The following is an 18,963-nucleotide window of genomic DNA, read 5'->3' as shown; positions in this document are numbered from 1 at the left end:
GTGAGCACCCTCGCCGATGTCGCAAAACTCGCCGGCGTCGGCGTAGGTACCGCGTCGCGGGCGTTGAGCGGCAAGGGCTATGTGGACGAAGCGACCAAGAGCCGTGTCCAGACCGCCGCGGCCAAGCTGAAGTACCGCGGCAACGCCGCTGCCCGCGCGTTGCGGGAACGCCGTAGCCGGGCCATCGGGCTGCTGATTCCGGACCTGAGCAATGAGTTCTACACCTCGGCCGCGGAGGTGCTCCAGGTGGAGCTGGATGCGGCCGGGTTTCAGCTCATCGTCGCACAGACCGGCGGCGCGGCCGGCGATGAGCAGCGGGCCTGGGAGACAATGCTGAGCCGCCAGGTGGACGGCGTGGTCCACGTACCCGTCGATCCCCTGGGCTCGGTGCCCACGACACTTCCGGTGGTGCAGTTGAACCGCCGGTCGCAGCGCTGCACCGCCACCGCCGTGCTCAGCCACGATGCCCAGGGTGTCCAGCTGCTCACCGAACACCTCATCGACGTCGGCCATCGCGATATCGTCGCACTCGTCGGGCCGTCGGACTTTTCCACCACCAAGGACCGGCTCGCCGGGTTCCGCTCGGCTATCGCGGCCGCGGATATCCCCGAAGTGCCTGCGGGAACACACGATCGCGCTCAGCCGCGCACACGTGTGCTGTCTGCGGCACTCACCATCGATGCCGGCGCGGCGGCCATCGAATCGATCGCCGACGACCTGCCAACGGCCGTATTGGCGCTCAGCGCCCAGTTCGTGCTGGGCACCCTGGCCGTCTGCAAACGGCGGTCGATCGACATTCCGACAGAGCTGTCGATCGCCGGATTCAACGACCCCGCCTGGTATTCAGTGTGGAATCCGGCCATCACCACATTCGCCCCGCCGCTGGCCGATATGGGCCGGCGTGCGAGCCGCGAGATCCTCGCCGCCATCGACACCTGGGACGGTAGGCCGGCGAAGCGGCCGGCGGTGATTCAGATGGAGGGTGAGCTCCGGATCCGCGATTCGGTCGCCGCCATCACTCATCAGTCTCGACGCCGACCGGTCCCGTCATCGAGGTAGCGTCCAGCAGCGTCACCAGGTCATCCTGAGGCACATCGCTCATCGCCCGGGCGGTGTCCAGTACGGACTTCTGACGCGCCGCGGCGGTTTTTGCGATAGCGGCGGCCTTCTCGTAGCCGATTCGAGGCGCCAGCGCGGTCGCCAGCATCGCGTTGTGTGCCACCAGACGCGGTCCGGTGCCAGTCGGGCACACCCCGGCCAGGCACCGATCGGCGAAGGTGGTCGCTGCACCGATGAGGATGTCGACCGACTCCAGCAGTGCATATGCCGTCACCGGTGACATCACCGTGATCTCAAAGTTGGCGCGACTGCCCGCGGCGACGATGGTCGCGTCATTCCCGATCACCTTGACCGCTGCCTGGCTGACGGCCTCGGCGATCACCGGGTTGGTCTTGCCCGGCATGATCGAGGACCCCATCCCCAACGTCGGTACCGTGATCTCCGCCAAGCCTGCCACCGGACCGCTGCTCATCCACCGGATGTCCTCGGTGATCTTGAGTAGGCTCACCGCGACCGTCCGCAGCGCTCCTGAGACGAAAACTACGGCATCCGAACAGTTCTGCGCCTGGAAGTGATTGCCGGTCTCGCGCAAGTCGATATCGAACTCATCAGCGAGTTTCGCCACCACCCGGGCCGCGAAGTCGGGATGGGTGTTGACACCGGTGCCCACCGCGGTGCCGCCGAGCGCGACTTCGGCGAGGCCGGCCTGGGTGGCCTCGATACGGCGGATTCCACGCGCGATCTGTCCGGCGTGACCGGCGAACTCCTGGCCCATCCTGATCGGGACGGCGTCCTGCAGGTGCGTGCGCCCCGATTTCACCACGTCTCCGGTGCGCCGGGCCAGATCGGCCAGCGTGGCGTACAGGTACCGCAATGCAGGCAGGAGACGATGGGTCAGGGCGGTCTGCGCTGTGGCGTGGATGATCGTCGGCGTCACGTCATTGGAGGACTGTCCCAAGTTGACGTGATCGTTGGGATGCACCGGAGTTTTGGCGCCCAGTGACTGACCCAACAGCTGGTTGGCCCGGTTTGCGATCACCTCGTTGGCGTTCATATTGGTGTTGGTGCCGCTGCCGGTTTGGAACAGGTCGATCCGGAACTGGTCGTCGTGTTCTCCCGCGGCGATCTCGCCTGCCGCTCGCACGATAACCGCGGTCAGCCGGTCATCGAGCAGTCCAAGACCGTTGTTGGATTGTGCTGCCGCACGTTTCAGCGACCCGAGGGTGCGCACGAGCGCCTGCGGCATTCTCAGATCGCTGATCGTGAACGCGTTCAGCGCGCGTTGGGTCTGCGCGCCCCACAAGTGGTCGGCCCGGACTTCGACCTCACCGGCGAAATCCCGCTCAACACGGGCCGGTTCGCTCACTCCGGCCCCATGGCGACATACTTGACCTCGAGGTACTCATCGATGCCCACATCACCGCCCTCGCGTCCCAGACCCGACTGCTTGATACCGCCGAACGGTGCGGCGGCGTTGGAGATGAAGCCGCGATTCAGACCTACCATGCCCGCCTCGAGGCGCTCGGCGAACCAGAGCGCGCGCCCGTAGTCGGACGTGAAAACATAACTCACCAAGCCATATTCGGTGTCATTGGCCAGGCGCAGCGCTTCCTCGTCGTCGGTGAAAGTGGTCAGCGGCGCGACGGGGCCGAAGATCTCCTCCGAGTTCATCCGGCAGTTGGGCGAGACGCCCCGCAACACGGTCGGCGGGTAGTAATACCCGGCTCCTTCGGGTGGGGCGCCGCCGAGCACCACCTCGGCGCCGTGGTCGACGGCGTCGGCCACCAACGCCACCACCTTGTCCCGCTGCTCACCGTCGATCAGTGGCCCGACATCGGTCCCCGGCGTCGAACCGTCGCCGACAGAGAGCCTCTCGAGCCGCGCCACCAGCTTCTCGCTGAACTCGTCGACCACGGCCTCGTGCACGTAGAACCGGTTCGCCGCGATGCAGGCCTCCCCAACGTTGCGCATCTTGGCCACCATTGCCCCGGCCACGGCCGCATCGACATCGGCGTCGGCGCACACGATGAACGGCGCATTGCCGCCCAGCTCCATCGACGTGCGCAATACGTTGTCGGCCGACGCCCGGATCAGAAGACGCCCCACCTCGGTCGAGCCGGTGAACGAGACCTTGCGCAGGCGGGGATCAGCGAGCAGCGGCGTGGCAACGACCTCGGGCCGCGATGTCGGCACGACGTTCAGCACGCCGGCAGGCAGGCCCGCTTCCTGCATGATCTCGGCGAACAGCAGAGCGGTCAGTGGTGTCTGCTCGGCGGGTTTGAGCACCGTGGTGCAACCGGCAGCCAACGCCGGACCCACTTTTCGCGCGGCCATCGCCAACGGCACGTTCCACGGGGTGATCAACAGGCACGGCCCGACGGGCTGACGGATCAGCGCGATCCGTCCGGGTCCGGTCGGGTTCGCGGTGTAGTCGCCCCGGATGCGCACGGCCTCTTCGGAGAACCAGCGCAGGAAGTCGGCGCTGTAGGCGACCTCACCGCGCGATTCGGCGACCGACTTACCCATCTCGAGGGTGATCAGCTGGGCGAGTTCTTCGGTGCGGGCCGTCAGCAGATCGAAACCTCGGCGCAGAATATCCGACCGCAGCCGGGGCGAGGTCGCCGCCCACGCCGCCTGGGCGGCGACAGCGGCGTCGAGCGCCTGCATCGCCTCGGTCTCGCCCGCATCGGCGACGCGGCACAGCGGTTCGCCGTTGGCCGGGTTCTCGATATCGAATGTCCTGCCGTCCGCGGCATCTGCGGACTTGTTGTTGATCCAAACACCTTTGCAGAAGGTGTCCAGAACGGCATGGTGTGCAGTCAACGCTGTCTCCTGATCTCCAGTTGTCGAGAGCTAGTGGTCGAAAACGACGACCTGACGGGCGACCTCGCCGGCCGTCAGGCTGTCAAGGGCTTCGTTGAGGTCATCGAGGTGTATGTGCTGTGAGATGAGTTTGTCGACGGGCAGGTCCCCGCGCAGGTACATCTCGGCGTACTCTGCGATGTCGGCGGCAGGGTCCCCGGACCCAAGATAGGACCCGACGAGCGAACGCGCTTCCAGGACAAGGGCAGCCGCCGATACGCTGATTTGGGCCGACGGATGCGGCAGGCCCACGGTGACAGTGCGTCCGCCCACCCGGGTGAGTGTGACCGCGGCTTCGAGCGCCTGGGTCCGCCCGACGGCTTCGATGACGACGTCGAACTTGTGACCGCACGCGTGGGCCTGGTCGGGGGTCATGGTGTGGTGGGCACCGACCGACAGGGCCATGTCCAGCTTGGCCTCGAGCAGATCGATTGCGGTCACCCGGGCCCCTCGACCCGCGGCGACCATCGCCGCTGCCAGACCCACGCCCCCGAGTCCCACCACGGCGACGTCATCGCTCGCCGCCACCTGCCCGGCGTTCAGCACCGCACCGCCTCCGGTCAGCAGAGCGCAGCCGAGCAGGGCTCCCACCGGACTCGGGATCGCGTCGGGAATGATCACCGCCGTCCTGCGGTCCACCACGGCGTACTCGGCGAACACCGAAGCGCCTGCGTGGTGGCTGATCTCCTGGCCGTCGAGGCGCAACCGTCGCCCTCCGCGCAGCAGTTCTCCGCTGGCGGCGGTGGAAAGTCCTGTGGGGCATAGTGACCAGCGCGCTCCGGTACAGGCGTCACACTCACCACAGCGGGTATGGAAGACCAGTGCCACCTTGTCCCCGATGGTGATGTCGTCCACACCGCCACCGACGGCCACCACCCGTCCGCAACCTTCGTGGCCGAGAACCACCGGTGCCACGCCCACCCGGTCGCCGTTGACCCGGGACAGGTCGGAGTGGCACAGCCCGGCCGCTTCCATCTTCACCAGAAGCTCACCAGGCTGCGGGTCCCCGATCTCGATGTCGCACACGGTCAACGGCCGGTGCTCGGCGAAGGGCTGCTGGTTGTGGACGGAGTTGAGTACCGCGCCTTTGGCGATCATGATGGCGCACCTTCTTTCACTGCTGTGGTTTCGTCACGCGGGGTCACCGGCAGCGACGGCGGCTGTGGCGCGAATCCGACGGCGATCGCGCCCAATCCGCAGGCGGCGATCACGTACAGCGCGATCGAGGTGGACGAGCCGGTGCTGGTCAGCAGCATAGACGCGATGATCGGCACCGGCGCCGACGTGACCAGACCACCGAACTGGTAGGCCATCGACGACCCCGTATAGCGGACCTCGGCCGGGAACAGGTCTGCGGTGAAGCCCGCCACCACCCCGTAGGACACCGCATGCAGCAGCGGTAACGCCAGGAGGTACGCGGCGAACACCCCGGTCACCGTCGCGGTGTTGATCAACAGCAAGACCGGTACCGCACCGGCAGCCACGAGTAGCGAGGCAAATACCAGGAACCTTCGGGTAGTCCACCGATCGGCCAGCACCGTGAACAGCGGCAGCGTCACCACTTCCATGGCCGCTGCGACGATGAGTGCGACCAGGACAGTGTCACGGGCGACGCCGAGAGTCGTGGTGGCGTAACTGAGGAAGAACGTGCTGGCAAGGTAGAACATGGCGTTCGGTGCCAGACTGGCAAGCATCCCGGCGATGAGCGCATGCTTGTGTGATTTCACCACATCGGTCGCGGGCACCTTGGGTAGTTTGTGCTTGTCTTGCAGCGCAAGGAATTCCGGAGATTCGGTCACCCGCAGGCGCACCCACAGACCGACGGCGACCAACAGAACGGACGCCAGAAACGGCAGCCGCCACGCCCAGGCCAGCAGATCCTCTTCCGAGAACACCTCGGTGATGATCGCAATGGCACCGGTCGACAGCACCACGCCTGCAGGTACGCCGGCCTGGGGAAAGCTCGCATAGAACGCGCGGCGATGCGGCGGTGCGTGTTCCAGAGACATCAGCACGGCGCCGCCCCACTCACCGCCAACCGCGAAACCTTGGAAGAATCGTAGGACGACCAGCATGATGGGCGCCCACATGCCGATCTGGTGATACGTGGGTAGCAGGCCGACGGCAAACGTCCCGATACCCATCAACAAGACCGACAGCACCAGCATGCGCTTGCGGCCCAATCGGTCACCGTAGTGCCCGAAGAACAAGCCGCCGAGCGGTCTGGCGATGAAGGCGACGGCGATGGCTCCGAACCCGGCCAGGGTGCTGTTCAGCGGGTCCTCGGACGGAAAGAACAGCGGGTTGAGGATCAGCACCGTCGTCGCGCCGAACACCAGGTAGTCAAACCACTCGATGGTGGTGCCGATGAAGCTGGCGAAGGCGACAGTGCTGGGCGCAGGCGGCGACTTGGTCACCTCTGGTGCAGAGTCGGGCATGGACGCTCCTTTGCGTACGTTGAGGTTGATCGTGGCCGTCAGGCCAGCGCGAGGCTCGACAGCGCGGGCCGGGCGGGGGCCGGGCCTGCGAGGCCTCGCCAGGAGTCGACGGCGGTGCGGCAGATCTGTGCCGCCTCCCCGAGATAGTCATCGGCCGAGAAGGGCAGGTCACCCAGCGCCAAACCCTGCTCACGAGCGGTGGCCGCCACTGCTTCGACGAGGTGCAGGCGGTCGCGGCGCGCTCGTTGCGCCGCCTGATACACAAGATCGTGGGCGCCGGTCTGGCCGAGCGCCGGCGCCAGTTGCATCATCAGCGACTCGGCGAGCACCAGACCCCCATCGAGTTGCAGGTTCTGCCGCATCCGTTCGGTGTTCACCCGCAAGCCCCGGACCAGGTCGACCGACTCAGCGAGGGCACTGCCCGCCAGCACGGCGAGCTGCGGCAGCACATGCCATTCGATCTGCCATTCCCCGGCGGAGCGTTCGTGGCCTGCTTCCTGGAAGCGGGTCAACGCCGACGTCAGGGCACTGGCGGTGGCGGAAAGTCCGACAACGATCTCCGAGGAGATCGGATTGATCTTCTGCGGCATGGTCGAGGACGCGCCACGGTGATCGGAGAACCTCTCGTTGACCTCACCGACTTCGGTGCGCGACAAATCAATCACGTTGCGCGCCAATTTCGCACAACCACCGGCGATGGTGGCACACAACCATCCGAACTCCGCGGGAGCATCCCGCTCGACATGCCACGGCACATCACTGAAACCGAGGCCGAGTCGCTCGGCCACCCGGCGCCGGACCTTCGCCACTCCTGGTCCGAGTGCCGCACCGGTGCCACCCGCACCGTAGAGCGAGACGACCTCGAGATGCGGGCGCGCCGAGGCAATCCGGGAGCGGTGGCGGGTCAACTGGCCCAGGAGGCCGGCCAGGGTTGCGCCGAAGGTGGTGGGTACCGCCTGCTGACCGTGTGTCCTGGCGGCCATGACCGTGAGCCGATGCGCCTCGATCTGGTCACTCAGCGCGTTACCGAGATCTACTATGCCGGTGTCGATCCGGTCCATCGCACACGCCATCTGCAGCGCCAGCGCAGTGTCCATCACGTCCTGGGTGGTGGCGCCGAAGTGGACGCGGCCCGCCGGGCCCGGCGGCAGCGCCCCGGCAATCTGGCGCACCAGGCCCAGGATCGGATAGCCGACCGTGCGCGCGGTCTCCCAGAGCACCTTCTCATCGATCGTATCGAGTCTGGCCGCAGCGACGATGCACGCCGCGTCGTCGGTCGTCATCTCCCCTTCGTCCGCCTGTGCCAGCGCGAGCGCACGTTCGAACGCCAGCCAGCCCTGGATGCTCGTACGCGCCGACCAGATTTCCATCTGATCTTCGTCGCCCGCGATGCGGAGCAGCATGGAGAACGGCGCGATGTCAGGACGGGGTTCTGTCATGGTGCGTGTCAACCTCGATGTCGATGTGCCGGGGCCCTATGGAATCCATTCCACGTTAGTATGGAATCGATTCCATTTCGTGTCAAGGGTCCGCATCTTGGCGACGAGTGCCCTTGCGGCACTTACGCACCCGGCATTGCACATCGCGGGTTCGTTGCGGAAGGTGTAAGAACAAGCACGAACCAATACCCGTTCGCCGTCCGAAAAATAAACATAACGACAATTACGCCACTATCCTTTGATGCAGGGAGGGGCAAGCCACCTCTCCCACGCGGCCAGGACGAGAAATCTGTTTGGTCAGGTCTTCGGGGGAAGCATGGGTGGTGGCCCGTCACGGCGGTTGATATCGATCGACCTGCTCGATCACGATGAACACGAGCAGCTGGACGGGTGGGGCAACCGGGCGGTGTTGACCCAGCCGGTGGGCACGCTCGCGTCCGTTCCGGAGTTGTTCGCAGTGCAGGTGGGCCGTGCACCCGGTGCGGCGGCGCTGGTTTCCGGGGAGCAGTCGTGGAGCTATCGCGAGCTGGACGAAGCCTCCAACCGGCTGGCGCACTTCTTGGTCGGCCACGGCGCCGGCCCTGGCGAGCGCGTGGCGATAGTGCTTCCCCGTTGCGGTGAGGCGATCGTTTCGATTCTGGCGGTGCTCAAGACAGGCGCGGCGTATCTTCCTGTCGATCCGGCGCTTCCGGCGACGCGTATCGGGTTCATGATCACCGACGGCGCGCCGATCGCAGCGGTCACGACCACTGCCCTCACCGACGCGCTGGACGGTCATGACGTGCTGGTCGTCGACGTGACCGACCCCAGGATCGACGCCTGCCCTGGCAGCGCGCTGCCAGGGCCGCGTCCCGACGACATTGCCCACGTCATCTACACCTCGGGTACCACCGGGGTGCCCAAAGGCGTTGCGGTGACGCACCGCAACGTGACCCAGCTCTTCGACTCGCTGGATATCGGCGTGCCGTTGGCGCCCAGCCAGGTGTGGACACAGTTCCACTCCTATTCCTTCGACTTCTCGGTGTGGGAGATCTGGGGTGCGCTGCTGCACGGTGGTCGGCTGGTGGTGGTGCCGGAGTCGGTAGCCGGTTCACCCGATGACTTCCACGCGTTGATGGTCGACGAACACGTCACCGTGCTGAGCCAGACGCCCTCCGCGGTGCGGGGGTTGTCCCCGGCGGGTTTGGATTCGGTGGCCTTGCTGATCGGCGCCGAGGCGTGCCCGGTCGAGTTGGTCGATCGGTGGGCGCCGGGTCGGGTGATGGTCAACATCTACGGACCCACCGAGACCACGATGTGGGTATCGAAGAGCACACCGTTGACGGCGGGCTCGGGTGCCCCGCCGATCGGTTCGCCGGTGCGTGGCGCGGCGTTCTTCGTACTGGACGGCTGGTTGCGGTCCGTGCCCGCCGGTGTGGTCGGTGAGTTGTACCTGGCGGGTCGCGGTGTCGGCGTTGGGTATTGGCGCCGCACGGGCTTGACCGCTTCGCGGTTCGTGGCATGCCCGTTCGGGCGGCCTGGCACGCGCATGTACCGCACCGGGGACCTGGTGCGATGGGACGACGATGGGCAACTGCAGTACCTGGGCCGGGCCGACGAGCAGGTCAAGATCCGTGGCTACCGCATCGAACTCGGCGAAGTGCAGGCCACGCTCGCACGGCTGGGCGGCGTAGAACAGGCTGTCGTCATCGCGCGTGAGGACCGTCCTGGCGACAAGCGCCTGGTCGGTTACATCACCGGGACCGCTGATCCGGCCGAATTGCGTGTCGCGCTCGCCGAACAGCTCCCGGACCATATGGTGCCGGCCGCCGTGGTGACGTTGGAGGCACTGCCGCTGACCGTCAACGGCAAACTGGACACACACGCGTTGCCACCGCCGGAATACCGCGGCACCGCTGGAGATTACCGCGCGCCGAGCACGCCGGTGGAGAAGATCCTGGCCGACGCCTACGCACAGGTGCTCGGCGTCGAGCGGGTCGGGGTCGATGATTCGTTCTTCGATCTGGGCGGGGACAGCATCCTGTCGATGCAGGTGGTGGCGCGCGCTCGCGCCGCCGGTGTGTCGTGCCGCCCGCGCGACCTCTTCGTCGAACAGACCGTGGCCCGGTTGGCCGCCGTGGCTCAAGCGGCAGCTGGCGAGGCCGCCGTGGCCGACGAGGGTATCGGGCCGGTACTGCCGACCCCGATCATCCGCTGGCTGTACAGCATCAACGGACCGATCGATGAGTTCAACCAGACGATGGTGGTGCAGGCCCCGGCCTCGGTTACCGAGGCTGGCGTCGCAGTCGTGTTGCAGGCCCTGCTGGATCGGCATGCCACATTGCGGTTGCGCGTCGAGGACGACGGCGGGTCGCTGCTGGTGCCCGAGGTGGGCTCGGTGAATGCCGCCGATTGCCTGCATACCGTCGATGTATTGTCCGATGAGGCGTTGGTGGCGGCGCGGTCGCGGCTGAACCCTGCGCAGGGGGCAATGCTGAGCGCGCTGTGGGTCGGCGCCACCACTCAGTTGGTGTTGATGATCCACCACCTGGCTGTCGACGGCGTGTCGTGGCGAATTCTGTTGGAAGACTTGAACATCGCCTGGGCCCAGCACCACAGCGGGCAGCCCGTGGAATTGCCGACCGGCGGGACGTCGTTCGCCCGCTGGTCGGCACTGCTGGACGAGCATGCGCGCAGCGCCGCGGTGGTCGAGCTGGCCGATTCGTGGCGCCGGCTGGCGGCAGTCCCGGCTGCCTTGCCTGCAGCCGACCCGACCGTGGACACCTACGTGAGTGCCGGGGAGATGTCGGTGTCACTGGACACCGAGACCACCGGCCAACTGCTGGGCGAGGTGCCCGCAGCGTTTCATGCCGGGGTGCAGGATGTACTGCTGATCGCGTTCGGGTTGGCCTGGAATGAATTCCTGGGCTCTGGCGGAGCCCCGATCGGCATCGATGTCGAGGGCCACGGCCGCGTCGAAGATCTGGCCACCGATGTCGACTTGTCGCGCACGGTGGGGTGGTTCACCACCAAGTCCCCGGTGTCGCTGGCTGTGGGCGACCTGTCCTGGGCGCAGGTGAGTTCCGGTGCCGCCGCGCTAGGCCTGATCATCAAGAACGCCAAGGAACAACTTCGCGCCCTGCCCGATCCCCTGAGCTACGGACTGCTGCGTTACCTGAATCCCGAGGTGAACCTGGTCGCGACCGACCCGACGATCGGATTCAACTACCTGGGACGGCTCGGCGCGCCGGCATCCGATCCTTCGATGGCATCGTGGCAGATATCCGAGGCGGGTTTGTCGTCGACGGCGGCGGCCACGGCGGTGCGAATGCCGTTGATGCACACGGTCGAACTCAACGCCGTCACCATCGATGATCACGATACCGGCCCGCGATTGCGGGCTACCTGGACGTGGGCACCGTCATCCGTCGGCGAGGCCCAGGTACAGCGATTGAGCCAGTTGTGGTTCGAGGCGCTGGCCGGAATCTGTGCGCACGTCCACTCCGGTGGCGGCGGCCTGACTCCGTCGGACATCGCGCCGGCGCGACTGAGCCAGCAGCATATCGAGGAGCTCCAACAGCGGTACCAGATCGCCGACGTCCTGCCGTTGACCCCGGTGCAGCAAGGACTGCTCTTCCACTCGACCCTCGTTCAGGAGCAGGAAGACAGCTCAATCGTCGACCTGTATGCGGTGCAGCTGGACATCACCGTGAGCGGAGTCCTCGACCAGGGCCGCCTACGCGACGCACTGGATACCGTGGTTCGCCGCCACCCCAACCTGGCGGCCCGCTTCTGTGACGAGTTCGGCGAGCCCGTACAGGTCATCTCCGCCGACCCGGTGATGGCGTGGCGATATCTGGATCTGCGGGGCGACGACCGCGAGCCCGACGACGAGATCCGGCAGCTCAGCGCCGCCGAGCGTGCCGCGGTCTGTGACCTGGCACGCCGTCCCAGCTTCCGTGCCGCCTTGATCCGTACCGCGGGCGACCGGCACCGGTTCGTTATGACGTTCCACCACATCGTGATCGATGGCTGGTCGCTACCCATCCTGCTGCAGGACATCTTCGCCGCCTACTTCGGGCGGCGGCTCCCCCCGTCGGCGCCGTATCGTAATTTCATCAGCTGGCTGGTCGGCCAGGATCGAGACGCGGCGCGGGCGGCCTGGCGTACCGTACTCAACGGCTTCGACGCCCCCACGCTGGTCGGCAGGGCCGTCCGGAGCGGGCAGCGCAGCGTGGAGTCGTATCAGGTATCGGCCGAAACAACACGGGCCCTCGGTCAGTTGGCGCGTTCCTGCCACACCACGATGAGCACCGTGCTGCAGGCGGCTTGGGCGCAGCTGCTGATGGTGCTGACCGGGCAGCGTGACGTGGCCTTCGGGACCGCGGTGTCCGGGCGGCCGGCGGAGCTGGCCGGTGCCGAATCGATGGTCGGCCTGCTGATCAACACTGTGCCTGTGCGGGCGAGCGCCACTGCCACGACCACCGTTGCCGACCTGCTCGCTCAGCTGCAACGCGCCCACAACGACACAATCGAGCATGAGCACTTGGCGCTCAACGAGATTCACCATGTCGCCGGTCACGAGCAGCTTTTCGACACCCTTTTCCTGTATGAGAGCTACCCGATCGACACCAGCGCGATGTCAGGCGCCCATGAGTTGTCGATCACGGAGTTCAGCAGCCGCGAGTACAACCACTACCCGCTGTCGGTGATGGCGCTGCCTGGTCAGGAACTGGGCTTTCGGGTCGAGTTCGACGCCGGGGCCTTCGACGGGGCGGACATCAAAGCGCTGTTCGAGCGGTTCCGGCGATTGCTGACCGCCATGGTCGACGATCCCACTCGGCCGCTCTTGTCGATCGATGTGCTCGACTCGGCTGAGCACGTGCGCCTCGACGAGTGGTGCCACCGGACAGTCTTGTTCGAGCCGGTCGACACCACGACGTCGATTCCACAGCGGTTCGCCGTGCAGGTGGCGCAGACCCCGGACGCGCCCGCGCTGACTTTCGACGGCCGCTCGATGAGCTACGCCGAACTCGACGCGGCCTCGACTCGGCTGGCGCATGCATTGACCGCACACGGCGCGGCCCCGGGCGCGTGTGTGGCACTACTGGTTGCGCGCTCTGCCGAGGCGATCGTCGCAATCCTGGCGGTGCTCAAGACCGGGGCAGCGTATGTGCCGATCGATCCGGCGGTGCCTACAGTGCGGTTGGAGTTCATGCTCAGAGACGCCGGTCCGGTCGCGGCGGTCACCACCGAAAACTTGCGTTCGCGCCTGGACGGGTTCGATGTGCACGTCATCGATCTCAACGAGCGTTCCGCGGCGGCGCGGGCGCGCACCAGGTTGGCCTCCCCGGCCGCCGACGATCCGGCGTACGTGATCTACACCTCGGGTACGACCGGGGTGCCCAAGGGTGTGGCGATCACCCACGGCAACGTCACGCAGGTGTTGGAGTCACTGCACGCCGACCTGCCGATGGGTCCGGAACAGGTGTGGTCGCAGTGGCATTCACTGGTTTTCGATGTCTCGGTGTGGGAGATCTGGGGCGCCCTGTTGCACGGTGCGCGGCTGGTGATCGTGCCGGAGTGGGCTGCGGGCTCGCCGGATGATCTGCACAAGTTGCTGGTGGCCGAAGGGGTCACGGTGCTGTACCAGACTCCGTCGGCGGTGGGCATGTTGTCCCCGGTGGGGCTGGAGAACACCACCTTGGTGGTGGCCGGCGAGGCCTGCCCGACCGAGGTCGTGGATCGCTGGGCTCCGGGCCGGGTGATGCTCAACGCCTACGGCCCGACCGAGGCGACGATCTACGCGGCGATCAGTGCGCCGTTGAAAAAAGCTGGGGCAGAAGGCTCCTCGGGCGGTGTCCCGATCGGTTCGCCGGTGCCGGGGGCCGCCGTGTTCGTGTTGGATGGCTGGTTGCGTCCGGTGCCGGTGGGCGTGGTCGGTGAGCTGTACCTGGCAGGCCGGGGCTTGGGCGTCGGCTACGTCAACCGGCCGGGATTGTCGGCGTCGCGGTTCGTGGCGTGCCCGTTCGGGGAGTCCGGTGCCCGGATGTACCGCACGGGTGATCTGGTGTGCTGGGGTGCCGACGGGCAGTTGCAGTACCTGGGTCGTGCCGATGAGCAGGTCAAGATCCGTGGCTATCGCATCGAACTCGGGGAGATCCAGGCCGCGCTCGCCGAGTTGGACGGGGTGGATCAGGCGGCGGTGATCGCCCGTGAGGACCGTCCCGGTGACAAGCGTCTGGTCGGTTACGTCGCAGGCAGCGCCGAGCCGGCGGACCTGCGTGCCGCGCTCGCGAAACGCCTGCCGGCGTACATGGTTCCGGTCGCGGTCGTGGTGATTCCGGCGTTGCCGCTGACCGTCAACGGCAAACTCGACCGGCGCGCGTTGCCGGCTCCGGAGTACCGGAGCACCAATCGATACCGCGTTCCCGCCACCAGGGTCGAGAAGATCATCGCCGGCATCTACGCCCGGGTGCTGGACATCGAAGAGGTCGGCGTCGACGATTCGTTCTTCGAACTGGGCGGCGACTCGATCTCGGCGATGCGGGTGGTGGCCGCAGCCAACTCCGCCCTCGATACCCAACTCGGAGTGTGGACGCTGTTCGAGGCGCCGTCGGTGCGGGCCTTGAGCCAGCACGTGGACAACGACGCCGGCGCTGCCGCGCCCATTGGTCCGACCGTCGAATCCGTACACGGCAACGGCGCCAACGAGATTCATGCCGCTGATCTCACCTTGGCCAAGTTCATCGATGCTGGTGTGCTGCGGGCGGCTCCGAGTCTGCCGCGCCCGGACGGGCAGGTGCAGACCGTTCTGCTGACCGGGGCGACCGGGTTCCTCGGACGCTATCTGCTGCTGGATTGGCTCCAACGGATGCGACGCGTCGATGACACCGTGATCTGCCTCGTGCGCGCCGCCTCCGACCAAGACGCCCGCCGGCGCCTGGAAGCGACCTTCGACACCGACCCGGTGCTGCGCAAGCACTTCAAGGAACTGGCCTCGGAACGATTGCGGGTCATCGCCGGCGACAAGGGCGAACACAACCTGGGCCTCGACGAACAGACCTGGCAACAACTGGCCGACAGCGTCGATCTGATCGTGGACTCGGCGGCCTTCGTCAACAGTGTGCTGCCCTACTGGGAACTGTTCGGACCCAACGTGATCGGCACCGCCGAACTGATCCGGTTCGCCCTGACCGCCAAACTCAAGCCCTACACCTTCGTCTCGACCTCCGATGTCGGCCGCCAGATCGAACCGGCAATGTTCACCGAAGACGCCGACATCCGGACCGTCAGCGCCACCCGCACCGTCGACGCCGGCTACGCCAACGGCTACGGCAACAGCAAATGGGCCGGCGAGGTCCTGCTGCGCGAGGCCCACGACCTGTGCGGACTACCGGTGGCGGTGTTCCGGTCGGGCATGATCATGGTCGAGCCCACCTTCGCCGGTCAGCTCAACGTCTCCGACACCGTCACCCGGATGGTGCTCAGCATCGTGGCCACCGGGGTCGCACCCGCGTCGTTCTACCAACTCGACGCCGACGGCAACCGCCAGCGGGCCCACTTCGACGGGCTGCCGGTGGACTTCGTCGCCGAGGCCATCACCCGGCTGGGCTGGCAGGTGGCACGTTCGGACACCCCGAGCTTCCAGACCTATCACGTGATGAACCCCCACGACGACGGCATCGGGATCGACACCTACCTCGACTGGCTCATCGAAGCCGGCTACCCGATCGAATGCATCACCGACTTCGGACACTGGCTGCAACGCTTCGAAACCGGGCTACGCGCCCTGCCCGAACAGCAACGGCAGAACTCGGTACTGCAGATGCTGACCGTGCTCAAGCAGAGCCAACCAGAACTGCAACCACCGGCACCCACCAACGGGTCCTACGCACCGGCCGACCGGTTCCGCACCGCCGTCCAAGAGGCCAAAATCGGCCCCAGCCACGACATCCCACACGTCTCGAAACCAGTCCTGGTCAAATACGTCACGGATCTGCAGCTGCTCGGACTGCTCAACCCACCGGTGAACGCCCGTTAGCGGCACGTTCCGCCGCTTCCCGCAGCCCATCGCGAAACTTCGGGTGCGCAATCGCCGCGAGCGCCTCACCGCGCTGTTGCACCGTCAAACCTTCCAACTCGGCGGCGCCGTACTCGGTGATGATCACGTCGACATGATGACGCGGGGTCGTGATGACCGCCCCCGGCCCGAACCACGGCACGATCCGCGACAGCAGATCGCCATTCTTCTCGAATGTTGAGGGTAGGCAGATCAGCGAACGGTCCGACAGGTCGAGTCCGGCTCCTGCCACAAAGTCCTCGGCTCCGCCGATCCCGCTGAATTGGTCGCCGTCGATCGTGTCGGCCACGACCTGGCCGTGTACATCCACCATGAGCCCGCCGTTGATCGAGATCATGTTGCGGTTGGCGGCGATGACCTCGGGTGAGTTGACAATCTCGACCGGCAGGAACGCAACGTCGGGATTGCCGTCCAACCACGAGTAGAGCTCCGGCGAGCCGAACGCGAAGGTCGTCACGCTCACCCCGTCGTACACGCCCTTGCGCGCATTGGTGACCTTGCCTGCACGATGCAGCTGCATACAGCCATCGGTGAACATCTCGGTGTGCAGCCCGTAGTCGCCGCCGTCACCCTCGGCCAGCTGCGCGGCGATCTGGCTCGGGATCGAGCCGATCCCGGTCTGCAGCGTCGACCCGGGCCGGATGAAGGCGACGGCGTGCCGGGCGATGGCCGTGTCCACATCGGTTGGCGGCGGTGCGGGCAGCGACAGCGGGGCTTCGGTCGAGTGCACGAGGATGTCGATCTCGTCGATGTGCACCGCGTGACGGTATCCATTCCCGGATCGCTGCGCTTCTGCCCTCCGAGGCTCCTCGCCCGAGCCGAATGTGCGCGGATACGAATCGGACGCCTCGACGACGAGCACCCGATCGGGATCGGCACCCGCGCGGTGCAATTCGCCGATGGTGCCTCCCGCGTGCAACGACAGCGAGCACCAGCCGTCGACGTCGGGCGGCGCAGCCACCGTTGTCATCACGCGTGGCGCCTGCCGCTCGAGCAGAGGTCCGAAGCGCCGGAAGTCCGCGGGCGTGAACCCGATGTTGGCACCGCTGTCGCGAAGCCCGCGCTCAAGCGGACCGAAGAAGCCCGACAGGTAGTGAACGCCGGGTCGCGAAAACAGGTCCGTGCCGACCGCGAGCAGCGCCCCGTACACCTGCAATTCGGTCCAGTCCTCGCGCTCCCCGAGCGCACGCAGAAACGCGGGTGGCTGACCGGGGCCGAGAGGAATGCCCAGCGTGTCGGCAGTGTTCAGCCGCGCGGCGGCATCCTCGGCGGTCAAGTCCTCTGGCATGGCCGTTACCCTTCCATGCCCGCCGCCGACTGTGCGCGTCTTGATCAGCGCGGTGCGCACCCATTGCCATGTGGCACCGCTTCGTCGGAGTATTGATGGCACACCCAGAACGACTCTCGTAATTCCGTGGAGAGGAACAAGGTGTCAGAACTCGAACCACAGCCGGCATTCCCGCCCGGTGCTCCGCCGCCGCGCAACGGCCCCACACCCGTGTCCCGTGTCGCAGTGATTCTTCTGGTGGCCGTACTCGTCCTCGGCTACCTGGTGGCGGTCTTTCTCACCAAAAGCATCTGGGCAGGTAGAGACGGCACTCGCGCGACATTCGCGCTGCAGGGGCAGGAACGCTCACCGCCATCGGAGGACGTCACGGCAGCGGCGGTGAACGATGTCAAGACACGCCTGGCCGAACGGGGAGTCTCCGACGTCGAGGTTACGGCCGACGGCAGCGACGTGGTCGCCACGTTCCCTGGCCACGACCTCGACAATGGTGCCCTGCGCAGCATGTTCGGACCTGGGGTGCCACCAACGCTGAACCTCCGTCCGTTGATCCTGACCACGCCCGTCAAGGCTCAACCCCCACTGCCACCGGGCGCACCGCCTCTGTCCGCGGGGTCCGGCGGCAGCCCTGCACAGGTCGTCGCCAACGAGAAAGAGCTTCGGCAGAGCACAACCCAGGCGACTCAGACCCGGGCCATGCAGTTTCACAGCACGCGCTGTGACGAGAACGATGCGCTGGCGGGCCAGGACGACCCGAACTTGCCGCTGGTCACGTGCTCAACAGACCGACAGGACGTGTACCTACTGGACAAGTCGCTCGTCGGCGGCGAGCACATCGAACACGCAAGTGCAGGTTTGAATCGCCAGTCCGATCAGTACGTCGTCGACCTGCAATTCGATGACTACGCGACACGCCTCTGGACTGACTTCACCGATGCGAACATCGGCACCTACGCGGCCTTCACCCTCGACACCCGAGTTGTCAGCGCCCCGCAGATACGGGAGGCCATCCCCTACGGTCGCACCCAGATCACCGGCAACTTCACCGAAGACTCCGCCCGCGAATTGGCCGATGCCGTCAACCGCGCCGCATCACCGTCTCCCGTGAGGTTTGTGTCGTCAGCCCACGAAAAGCTCCCGGCGACAATACCTTCCATGGTTCTTCGGGTCGCGGTGATCGCGGTGGGACTCGGCCTGGCCGTGTTGGCAGTACGCGTGGTCTACTTGGCGCGGCGTACGTAGCCGACCGTTGGAACAGATCTACTGGGTAGCTGCATCTGCGCCCAACAGATCACTTTCCCGGCCGCGTTCGGCATGTCGTTCTTCCAGATGTTCAGCGGCGTCGAAGAACTCGTTCGCCTTGGCCAGTCGCCCGGAGGTGACTACGGGGTCGCACTCGCGTTGTCCAGCCATCAAGGTCTCTTTGTCGGGGCGGCCTCGCCGATCGCGCGTAGCTGCTTGTTGAACCATGCCCGTGCGCCGGCGACGGTCAGGCCCTGCCTAGACACGTCATCGAGCAGCGGCTCGCCAGCCATGACCGCGGCACGGAGCTCATCGTCGGTGTACTCGACGACGCGAGCGTCGTTGCCGGTCCACGCGGTGACCAGTCGGGCGAGTTCAGTCACCTGCTGCTCCCAGAGGACAGGGCCTTCGTCGTAACAATCAGTTTCGGACACGGAGGCGCGCACCAGGAACAGGTCGATATCACTATCCAGCATCAGGCGGTTTGATGTGTCGGGCTGACAGAATCCGCCCACGGGCCCGGCATCTTGTCCCCCGACCATGAAAAAACTCGCTCGGCTTCACCGGCGAGTTTCT

Annotated in this window: 10 protein-coding genes and 1 pseudogene; 3 read left to right on the top strand and 8 right to left on the bottom strand. The window is 66.3% G+C overall.

Going from position 1 to position 18,963, the window contains the following annotated elements:
- Window positions 1-1,059, top strand: coding sequence for a LacI family DNA-binding transcriptional regulator (locus tag M1247_RS14605; RefSeq protein WP_317157070.1), 1,059 nt, complete (start codon window positions 1-3; stop codon window positions 1,057-1,059).
- Here M1247_RS14605 and M1247_RS14600 read toward each other — a convergent pair.
- Genes M1247_RS14600 through M1247_RS14580 form a run of 5 tightly spaced genes read right to left on the bottom strand, consistent with a single transcriptional unit; the run spans window position 1,016 to window position 7,798 of the window.
- Window positions 1,016-2,425, bottom strand: coding sequence for a class II fumarate hydratase (locus M1247_RS14600; RefSeq protein WP_317157069.1), 1,410 nt, complete (start codon window positions 2,423-2,425; stop codon window positions 1,016-1,018). The two genes, M1247_RS14605 and M1247_RS14600, sit on opposite strands and share 44 nt — an antisense overlap.
- Window positions 2,422-3,882 (bottom strand): NAD-dependent succinate-semialdehyde dehydrogenase, encoded by a 1,461-nt coding sequence (locus M1247_RS14595; RefSeq protein WP_410506871.1) that lies wholly within the window; start codon window positions 3,880-3,882, stop codon window positions 2,422-2,424. The genes M1247_RS14600 and M1247_RS14595 overlap by 4 nt, the downstream gene beginning before the upstream one ends.
- Window positions 3,883-3,912: 30 nt before the next feature.
- Complete coding sequence (locus M1247_RS14590; protein ID WP_317157068.1) at window positions 3,913-5,019, bottom strand: alcohol dehydrogenase catalytic domain-containing protein; 1,107 nt, start codon at window positions 5,017-5,019, stop codon at window positions 3,913-3,915.
- Window positions 5,016-6,359, bottom strand: coding sequence for an MFS transporter (locus M1247_RS14585; RefSeq protein ID WP_317157067.1), 1,344 nt, complete (start codon window positions 6,357-6,359; stop codon window positions 5,016-5,018). The genes M1247_RS14590 and M1247_RS14585 overlap by 4 nt, the downstream gene beginning before the upstream one ends.
- Window positions 6,360-6,397: 38 nt before the next feature.
- Window positions 6,398-7,798 (bottom strand): lyase family protein, encoded by a 1,401-nt coding sequence (locus M1247_RS14580; protein WP_317157066.1) that lies wholly within the window; start codon window positions 7,796-7,798, stop codon window positions 6,398-6,400.
- A gap of 316 nt (window positions 7,799-8,114) precedes the next feature.
- Between M1247_RS14580 and M1247_RS14575 the strand changes: the two genes are divergently transcribed.
- Complete coding sequence (locus tag M1247_RS14575; RefSeq protein WP_317157450.1) at window positions 8,115-15,821, top strand: non-ribosomal peptide synthetase; 7,707 nt, start codon at window positions 8,115-8,117, stop codon at window positions 15,819-15,821.
- Here M1247_RS14575 and M1247_RS14570 read toward each other — a convergent pair.
- On the bottom strand, window positions 15,796-17,148 hold the full coding sequence (locus tag M1247_RS14570) for an acetyl-CoA hydrolase/transferase family protein (RefSeq protein WP_317157065.1): 1,353 nt from the start codon (window positions 17,146-17,148) through the stop codon (window positions 15,796-15,798). The two genes, M1247_RS14575 and M1247_RS14570, sit on opposite strands and share 26 nt — an antisense overlap.
- A gap of 141 nt (window positions 17,149-17,289) precedes the next feature.
- Between M1247_RS14570 and M1247_RS14565 the strand changes: the two genes are divergently transcribed.
- Complete coding sequence (locus M1247_RS14565) at window positions 17,290-18,387, top strand: SecDF P1 head subdomain-containing protein (protein ID WP_317157064.1); 1,098 nt, start codon at window positions 17,290-17,292, stop codon at window positions 18,385-18,387.
- A gap of 18 nt (window positions 18,388-18,405) precedes the next feature.
- On the opposite strand, the gene M1247_RS14560 is transcribed toward M1247_RS14565, so the two are convergent.
- Both M1247_RS14560 and M1247_RS14555 read right to left on the bottom strand, forming a co-directional pair.
- Window positions 18,406-18,558 carry a hypothetical protein gene (locus M1247_RS14560; RefSeq protein ID WP_317157063.1) on the bottom strand — a complete coding sequence of 51 codons (153 nt, stop codon included), beginning with the start codon at window positions 18,556-18,558 and terminating at the stop codon, window positions 18,406-18,408.
- A pseudogene (locus M1247_RS14555) lies at window positions 18,558-18,875 on the bottom strand (nucleotidyltransferase domain-containing protein); the annotation flags it as partial. The gene M1247_RS14560 and the pseudogene M1247_RS14555, both read right to left, overlap by 1 nt.
- Between the last annotated feature and the right edge of the window lie 88 nt (window positions 18,876-18,963).

Source organism: Mycobacterium appelbergii (assembly GCF_032883035.1).
In the GTDB taxonomy this organism is placed as follows: domain Bacteria; phylum Actinomycetota; class Actinomycetes; order Mycobacteriales; family Mycobacteriaceae; genus Mycobacterium; species Mycobacterium appelbergii.
This window is presented reverse-complemented; position numbering and strand designations above follow the sequence as displayed.